Raw genomic sequence first — 6,396 nt, 5'->3', positions numbered from 1 at the left:
ACACTCAATAAATCCATGTTGATCACTCCTCATCCCCCAACTCTCAGCCAGGGGACAGTTCAAACATGGGTCAATTCTCAATGAAAATTTGTGCCTCTACCGGGTCACTTCTCGGCGACAATCAACAGGCAGTCCTTTGTGCTCGCTCGATATAGCCTTTGGCCGGCTTTGGTAATGCCAGATCGTGGCGTTTGGTAAGTGCGATGGAACTGCACCAACTCTTTGCCAGCGGGACAGGTATAGCGGTCTCTTTCGGGTTCCCAAGTAAAGTCAGATCGCGAGAATGTTCCGTCTGTTCGTATGGACTGGTCGAAGACAGGAATATGAGGTGCGATATCTCGCTCTTTCACCAACCAAGCTAGGTTATGGGCTGAGCCATAAGCGCTATCGGCTGCCAGATAACTGGGCTTTAGGCCAAATCGAGCTTCGGTACGATCAATCATCGTGCGCGATGCGCCAACTTCAGCCTGGCGAATTGCGCGTGTAGCTTCAACATCAACAATGACGCCATGATCGGTATCGATCAAATAGTTGGTCGCATAAGCAAAGAAGGCATGACCTTTATGGGCACCGGTCCATTGTGCAGCAGGATCGGACTTTGCAACAAACTTTGGTGGAACCGGTGAGGCTGCGCCAAAGGCCTCGTGATCAAGGACAGCCAGATACTCTTGGACCGCGCGGACTCTTTTTTGCTTTAACAAAAAAGATTTTTTGAGTATCCTAGGGCTGCCAACTACTCAACTGCTTGGGTTATGCCCACAGCTGTTTTTGAAGTCGTTGTAATTGGTCACCGCTTCGGGATCACGATTGTTGCTTTCACGCCACCAAGGCTTGAATGACCTAAAATCAGGCTGCCACCATGGGCTTTGGCAATTGCGTTGACAATTGCCAGCCCCAGGCCCGTTCGACCTGTGGCATCCGTACCTTCTTCGGTCCCATTAACAAAAGCCGCTAACAGTTTTTCAGGCGGGTCAACGGGCCATCCGCTGCCATCATCATCGCAACTAATGGAGATGTCGTCTTTGAATGATTGGATAGTCAGGGTCACATGTGTCCCACCAGAATGCTGGATCGCATTGCAAGTAAGGTTTGAAATTGCGCGCTCCAGTCGTCCCGCGTCGCCAGCCAACGTAACGCCTTCGCCTACTACACTCACTATAATTTCTCCCTTCTCGGCTAGCGGCGCCAAGCTGTATCTCACCGCCTCGCAGATCTCGCAGATATCTACTTGCGACAAGTGTAGCGCTTGGGAGTATCCAGTGGTGTCGCACAATAAGGTAACATCAGTGGTTAGATGGTCGATCAATTCAATCTGTCGCAACAGACTTGCCACCAGCACTTCGTCTGCGGGATAAACGCCCTCTTGCACCCCAATCAAACGCGCGCGCATTACCGCAAGAGGCGTTCTGATCTCATGGGCAATCCCACGCGAGCGTACTCTCAAGTCATCGTCTGAGGCTTTCAGACGCTCATTCATGCGTGAAAAATTCGTCGCCAAATCGACGATTTCTTGCCCGCCTTTCACGTCGGGAATGACGATATTTGCCCCACCGCTACGAATTGCTTTGGTCGCTTGGGTCAAAGATTGGATGGGTTGAGCGATGCGCGCGGCATAGCGGATAGCCAAATAGGTACACAGCGCCGCCGCAGCCAGTGTCACGATAAACCTGATGCCGGTGAAGTTGAGGCGCCACGCTGCAAAGCCACGGCTTTCCTTAAATGATTGTACCAAAGTGGAGCATCCACAATGATCCTTCAGGAGCGCTTTCAGCGTGACCTGATCGTCTGGGCTGAGCGACAGCATAAACAAGCCATCGCGGGCTTCATAAACATATTGGGGCAAAAATGATGCAGAGAGGGCCGCAAACAAACTGATGGCCAAAGCCAATGTTGCGATTTGCGCACGTAATGTCTTCATTGGGAGACATCGAGCCGATAGCCTTCACCGCGCACAGCGGTGACTTGGACACCTTCTACCATACCGATTTTAGCCCGCAAGCGGCTGACATGGGCGTCAATAGAACGGTCCGAGACATCTTCATTGAGGGCTTGTTCAGTTAGGGTCATGCGGGTCAGCAACTTGCCTGGCCGTGAAATCAGCGCCTCTAAAATTCGAAACTCTGTGGGGGTGAGGTTTAAGAGTGCTTCGTTGATAAAAACGCGACGGCTATCGCTTTCCAGCCGCATGCAGCCGGCGCAATAATGGGCGGACCGGGACGGCACATCGCTATCTTGTGTCCGCCTGCGCAGGACCGCCCGCACGCGCGCAACCACCTCTAATGGGTTGAATGGCTTAACGACATAATCATCTGCCCCGAGCCTAAAGCCGGTTAATCTATCCAGATCGTCGGCTAAGGCAGTGATCATGATCGCCGATACATTGGGCTCAACCTCTTTATAAGCGACCAACACCGATAGGCCGTCGCGCTTTGGCATAGCAATATCGAGCAGGAGCAGATCAGGCGACCAGCGGCGTGCTTCGTCAAGCGCCATTTGACCGTCGCTAACCAAGCGCACATTGGCTTCTTCACGGCGCAAAAAATCGACGAGCATTTGCCCCAATTGAGGCTCATCCTCGGCAATCAAAATTTTTCTCCCTTGAAGCGTGTTCACATTTGACCTCAAAATGTACTGCTGAAGGTTATCTTCAAGCGGCTGTCGCTGCTTTGATCACGGAAAAAGCGCTGTGAGGCAAGCCCACTCGCGCGGCTATCGACGAAAAACTGTCGATCCCGCTCGATCACCCGATCTGTCAGGTTTGATAGATCCAGACGCAGCTTGCCATTTTCGAAGCCGCGAAACTCCAGAAAGCCAGCAACATTTGGGTTATTCGACGCGCGGCTAATCTGGTTGAAGAAATAGCTGACGCTCTCGACGCCCCACCCAACACCGACACCCCAAGCCCACTTTTGCCGCGCGAAGTCTTGGCGTAAGCTTGCGGAATAATGAAACTCGGGCGTATCAGATTGTAGTCTCTCCCTGCCCGTGACAGGGTCATTCACGCGACTGGCATGATTGTGGGCTAGATAGCGCAACTCCATTCCCGAGATGCCAAGAGGCGCGGTGAAACGATCAAGGGGCAAGGTGCCGCTGAGTTCGATATTCCAGCGTTTACCACTGCCAATGTTACCGGGTCCATCAAATCGGCCTATGATATTGCCCGCGTCATTAAAGACACGGACCGGTACTAGGTCCTGAAAGTCTGTCACGTCCTGATAGTTCACAATGAGCTCAATGCTGCCTTTGCCCCAAAATCTGTGCCGCAGCGTCCCTTGAAAGGTCAGTGTGCGCTCAGGGATCAGTTCGCGATTGCCGAAATCTACTTGGCCATCAGCGGCCAGATCAACACTGGTTGCAAAGTCATTGAAGTTAAGTTGTGCCGCATCCTGAGCAATCTTGAACTCAAGGCTTGTTGCATCTGAAATCTTCCAGTCCGCGATCAAACTGGGCTTCCAGAAAAGAAACCGGCTTTTTTTGGCACCAGTACTCACAACGTCCAACGTTGATCTTTCCGCGACCAGGCTTGCTTCAAGATGCAGATTTGGCGAAAATTGCCAGTTCGCAGAGATGAATGGTTCAGTGCGCTCTTCACGAACCCGCGCGGTAGTAGTGGCTGTAACACCACCTGCCACATTGGTGAAATCTGCATCTAACCGATTTTGGGCAAACTCCACACCAAACTCTAGCTTTAGGCCGTTACTAAGAGACAGGCTGTTTTGCTGGCGAATGATAGTTTCTTGAGTGGTTTCGTTGTTTTCCGTTAGACGGACAGTGGAGATACCATTGGCGTCAATCCGCTCTACCCTGCCAGTCGCGCGCGGGCTTTCACGATTGTAGACGGCCAAAAGTTTGGATGAGAAATTCGGGTTCCATTGCGTTTCGGCATCCCCTGCCAACTCATAATTCGTGCCGTTTTTTGGGGCATCCGAGATCAGCCGTTCTTGGCCTGTCGAAAGACCAAGTCCCGAAAAGAACAAGCCTGTGCGGTCAGTACGCGCGCGGGGCAATGATATTTTCGCGCTGGCGTTTAGAGATACGTCACCCCAAATCTGCGCTGCAGCCAGCGAAAGGGCTGTTTGCGTGTTGCGCGTGACGCCATCAAATTCGCGCCGTTCGGTGAGCGCACCCGCACTATTTGTAACCCATTCTGGGCCAAATGTGCGGCTCACCTCTGGGACGCTGGTGAGACCGAAGGTGAAGCTATTGTCGATACCTTTGAACGTAACCGAAGACCGACCTTCAAAGGCTTCATCGCCGCCTTCGCCCGCTGATGCAGCGAGGCTATAAGTGCCACTCCTAATCGTTTCAGTGCTGAGCACCACATTAGCAACGCGACCAAGGCCCCCTAACTCGCTGCTGGTGGATTGATCCAAGACCTCAATGCGGACAACGGAGCGAGCAGGAAAGCGACGTAAGAGCGCTTCTAGGCTCTCTGACTTAATCGTCGGGCGCCGACCATTAATGATCACATTGCCGGCATTCACACCAAACCCGCGCGCACCACCTCCATCGCGAAAGCTAAAGCCTGGAACATTGGTAATCATATCAAAGGCAGTGACAGCTCCATAGGAGGCAAAGTAGCTGGCTGGATAACTGGCTTGCCCCTGTGTCGGTTCACGCGCGGTAGCTTGCGCATGGGCACTGAACCCATTCATGCTGGCCAAAGCGATAACGGCGTAAGTAAGTGTTGCAGACGGCCTCATAAGTATATTTCCCTGTTTGCTTCGCCAGTGGAGTAACACGTCAGCATTCGGGGATGATGCGAGAATTGTTGCGATATTGTTGTGGCAGTACTTGCGGCTTCTTAGTAGTTTCGCGGCGCACTGACGTCTCACCACGAATTCGGTTCGCTGGAAGATAGAGTTTGCCGTTCAGATGCACTGCTACCCATCGTTGGGCCGCTTTCGACGGCCGCGCGCTCCAAACCAGCCCATCCCACTTCGACTAAGTTCTCTTGAAATGCCGCCGGTCTCAAACGCGCCAAGGGTGGTCATCAAGGGCACTTTGGTGAAGTCTAAATATCCGACGATCCCTTCGCGCCGCTCTCGAACCACCATAGTTATAAGTTAAGTCTTTTGACATCGCCATTGGATCTGCTGGTTCGGCTTTGAGGGTCTATCGTTTACAGCCTGGCTTAGGTATCAACTTCACTAAGGATATTCGGTACAGGGGATGGATATGCGTGACCAAATGATCGTCAACGGCACTTGCGAACCGGGTTACGAGGCCGTCCGTGATGCCTTTGCCGCCAATTTTGCAGAGCGCGGCGATGTTGGGGCATCGGTAGCAATGGTTGTTGACGGGCGAATAGTTGCAGATCTATGGGGCGGCGCGGTCGATAGTAGCAAGGATGCACAAGCTTGGCAGTCGGATACGCTGGTCAATATCTGGTCTACCACCAAAGGCGTTACGGCGGCGTGCTTTGCAATGCTCGTCGACCGCGGACTCATTGACTATGATGCACCGATTGCGCGCTACTGGCCCGAATTCGCGGCTGAGGGTAAGGGCGAGATCACGGTTGCGATGTTGCTGTCGCATCAAGCTGGGCTTTGCGGATTTCGTGAGCCTGCAACGCTGGAAACATTCTATGATACGCAAGCGGCTGCTGAACGGCTCGCTGAACAAAAACCGTTTTGGAAGCCAGGAACGCAAGGCGGCTATCACGCGATTTCTGTCGGTTTTCTGGCAAGTGCCCTGTGCCGCCGTGTCGATGGACGCAGCTTACGCCAGTTTGTCGCTGAGGAATTAGCTGGACTGGACATCACCATCGGTGTGCCCACCAACGCGGCGCACCGCGTAGCGCCGTTGCTTGCCCCGCAGGACATGGGCACCAACGACCTCGTGACCGATTTCAACGAGTCCCAGATTGCCGCGTTGCTCAATCCCCCGCTTGACCCGCTTGTTCCCAACCAACCCGGTTGGCAGTATGCGGAAATTCCTTCGGCCAACGGCTTTGCGACCGCACGTGGCCTCGCTAGACTTTATGGTGCCTTTTCAGGTGACGGAATGCTGGATGGGAAACATCTGTGTGGGATCGAAGCAATTGCGGCCGCAACAACCGTGCAATTCACGGGTATCGATAGCATATTGGGTATGCCTGCACGTTGGGGATGTGGATTTCTGTGCAACGTAAATGGAATTTACGGACCTGAACCCCGTGCCTTTGGTCATTCAGGCTGGGGTGGCGCATTTGCGTTCGCTGATCCAGCGCGTAAGCTGGGCTTTGCATACACGATGAACCGAATGGGAAAAGACCTTGTCGGCGACCCGCGTAATGTCGCGCTGATCGACGCGATTTACAGGTAATGGTCCACACTTAGAGTCCAAAACAATCTGGAACATGCACTGGTCAGTTTTTCGGAATGCCTAACAGACAAGCAGACTGACGTGCTTTTT

General features: G+C 53.1%; 4 protein-coding genes and 1 pseudogene. 1 reads left to right on the top strand and 4 read right to left on the bottom strand.

Annotated elements, in window-relative coordinates; all coding sequences use genetic code 11:
• Window positions 1-128: 128 nt before the first annotated feature.
• The 4 genes and pseudogenes from ACIQ20_RS15425 to ACIQ20_RS15410 form a co-directional block, all read right to left on the bottom strand.
• A pseudogene (locus ACIQ20_RS15425) lies at window positions 129-680 on the bottom strand (transposase); the annotation flags it as partial.
• Between the two features lie 107 nt (window positions 681-787).
• Window positions 788-1,918, bottom strand: a complete 1,131-nt coding sequence (locus ACIQ20_RS15420; RefSeq protein WP_395781849.1) for an ATP-binding protein — start codon at window positions 1,916-1,918, stop codon at window positions 788-790.
• Window positions 1,915-2,586, bottom strand: a complete 672-nt coding sequence (locus ACIQ20_RS15415) for a response regulator transcription factor (RefSeq protein WP_395781847.1) — start codon at window positions 2,584-2,586, stop codon at window positions 1,915-1,917. The genes ACIQ20_RS15420 and ACIQ20_RS15415 overlap by 4 nt, the downstream gene beginning before the upstream one ends.
• Before the next feature lie 35 nt (window positions 2,587-2,621).
• Window positions 2,622-4,703 (bottom strand): TonB-dependent receptor plug domain-containing protein, encoded by a 2,082-nt coding sequence (locus ACIQ20_RS15410; protein ID WP_395781845.1) that lies wholly within the window; start codon window positions 4,701-4,703, stop codon window positions 2,622-2,624.
• A gap of 475 nt (window positions 4,704-5,178) precedes the next feature.
• On the opposite strand from ACIQ20_RS15410, the gene ACIQ20_RS15405 reads away from it, so the two are divergent.
• On the top strand, window positions 5,179-6,306 hold the full coding sequence (locus ACIQ20_RS15405; RefSeq protein WP_395781843.1) for a serine hydrolase domain-containing protein: 1,128 nt from the start codon (window positions 5,179-5,181) through the stop codon (window positions 6,304-6,306).
• The last annotated feature ends 90 nt before the right edge of the window (window positions 6,307-6,396 follow it).

This window comes from Aquidulcibacter sp., from assembly GCF_044346625.1.
Taxonomy (GTDB): Bacteria; Pseudomonadota; Alphaproteobacteria; order Caulobacterales; family Aquidulcibacteraceae; genus Aquidulcibacter.
The sequence above is the reverse complement of the archived record's forward strand: the minus strand, read 5'-3'. Positions and strand labels throughout refer to the sequence as shown.

Excerpts from the sequence above, each read along its gene's own strand:
- ACIQ20_RS15420 (WP_395781849.1), bottom strand. The coding sequence starts at position 1,918 with ATGAAGACATTACGTGCGCAAATCGCAACATTGGCTTTGGCCATCAGT.
- ACIQ20_RS15410 (WP_395781845.1), bottom strand. The coding sequence starts at position 4,703 with ATGAGGCCGTCTGCAACACTTACTTACGCCGTTATCGCTTTGGCCAGC.
- ACIQ20_RS15405 (WP_395781843.1), top strand. The coding sequence starts at position 5,179 with ATGCGTGACCAAATGATCGTCAACGGCACTTGCGAACCGGGTTACGAG.